Source organism: Vibrio sp. 10N.222.48.A3 (genome assembly GCF_041475345.1).
Lineage (GTDB): Bacteria > Pseudomonadota > Gammaproteobacteria > Enterobacterales > Vibrionaceae > Vibrio > Vibrio tasmaniensis_A.
Map to the genome: position 1 here is coordinate 1 of NZ_JBFRVX010001066.1, position 1,736 is coordinate 1,736.

Sequence of the window (1,736 nt, forward strand, 5' to 3'; positions counted from 1 at the left end):
ACCGTAGCCAGACTCGGCGCGGCTCTCAACTTTAAACTTCTCGTTGTCACTATTACAGTCCTGACATGCCACGTTGATAAACTTTGAATACGCTTGCGTAGGATCTGAGGAGTTTTTATTAACTTGAGTACGTCTAAACAGACCTGTTCCAGGAGTGTCATCGCTTGATGTTTGATAGAAAGTAAAAGACTCAAATTGCTCTTCGGGCTCGTCACTGAAGTTATAACTGTTTTCAAGAATGAAGACGAGTTCACCGCCAGTGTTACCTACGTTTGAGCTGTAAGCAATGATCTCTTGGGGAATTGAGGATTCAAATTCTGATTTTGCGGTGCTCTGATTTAACTTGGGTGCCCAATCATTTGGATCTTGGCATTCGCCTTTGGATGCGAAATAGATAATAGAGACGGGGAGCGTAGTGATACCATTTTTTGTGCCGTATTGATCGACAACATAATCAATACCCGGCCAATTCTTCGCTTCTACGTTTTCTGCAATACAGAAATCCATCACCTCTTTATCGACACCTTGTGTCTTAGGGTTTTTCTTCAAGTAGTCAACGACAAAGCCGACTTCTTGAGATGCGTCGATCAACTCCTGTCTAGTTTCCAACGGAAGTTCCGTGTTCTGCGAACCCGTAGTCAAAGATGTTAGCAATCCAGTTGGGGAGGTTTTTAATTGCTTAACATTTGTTGCGTCCATATAAAGCGCAGCAGAGTCAAAAAATGACGCTTTAAGCTTAGTTGTAATCATTTCATCAATGCTACTACGCATGTTCTCACCGACTTCATGAGCACCATTGTAGTGGGCGTTAACGATAGACGAAGAGAATAGGCTTATACAAATGGTTGAAGCTAAAACGGTTTTTTTCATAATACTAATCCTTCAATATCTATTGTTTAACTTGACTGAATTTGGTCGGTGTAGAGATAGATAGGCTCGTCTTTCCGACAGGCAAGTTCATAATCGTATTAACGCCTTCTGAGCTCAGTTTTTTTGATTGCAAATCTACCTTGTTCAGTTTTTGGTTTAGAGTAGATTTAGTCGCGGTAACTTGCTGGGTTTTAGGCTTTGAAGTGGTGGTTGATTTTTTTGAACTATCTCCCCCGCAGCCGATCAAAGCTATAGGTAATATAATTGCACTGATATGTAGAAATTTAATCATTGTTATGGGACCTCATATAACATCGGGGAGACCAACCTAGTAGCTGATTGGGTTATTAAGCTTTGTATCAACTGCTTACAATTCATTTTATAAGTCATACTGCCAAAACGGAGCAACCGATTGCGTTAAACAGAAGTTCCATATTGTTCAGTGCAAATTGGTGAGTCGAGACTGTGAATAAGATATAAGGTGCACTAATTAATAAAACTCTAGGTTATTCATGTTCCGCGCTTTTAATCTACTTTCTCTAATTATCCTGGCTTCTTCCGTATCTTTTTACGTTAAGGCTAGTGGTTCGATTACCATCGGAGTTCAAACCTCAGGATTTTCTCCGTACGTTGTTGTCCAAGAGGGGGAGGTTTCGGGATTATTGCCTGAATTGACCGGTTTCTATGCAGAGCGTGAGTTGAATGGCTTGGAGTTTGTCGGTTTTCATTCTCCGTCGGATCTAAATAACGTACTTAAAACTGAACAAGTTGATGCCATTATTACGGCTGAACAAAATGTTTCTAGTAGCGGTGTTATTTACTCTAAACCTATCTTATCTAGTCGAATGGTTAGCCTAAGTAGTGAG

General features: G+C 40.5%; 2 protein-coding genes and 1 pseudogene. 1 reads left to right on the top strand and 2 read right to left on the bottom strand.

Annotated elements, in window-relative coordinates; genetic code table 11:
- Together AB4653_RS23665 and AB4653_RS23670 are read right to left on the bottom strand one after the other, a co-directional pair.
- A pseudogene (locus AB4653_RS23665) lies at positions 1–870 on the bottom strand (hypothetical protein); the annotation flags it as partial.
- Positions 871–889: 19 nt separating this feature from the next.
- Positions 890–1,162, bottom strand: a complete 273-nt coding sequence (locus tag AB4653_RS23670) for a hypothetical protein (protein ID WP_009846433.1) — start codon at positions 1,160–1,162, stop codon at positions 890–892.
- Between the two features lie 220 nt (positions 1,163–1,382).
- On the opposite strand from AB4653_RS23670, the gene AB4653_RS23675 reads away from it, so the two are divergent.
- Positions 1,383–1,736: hypothetical protein (locus AB4653_RS23675; protein ID WP_372105468.1), on the top strand; the 354-nt coding region annotated here is incomplete at its 3' end.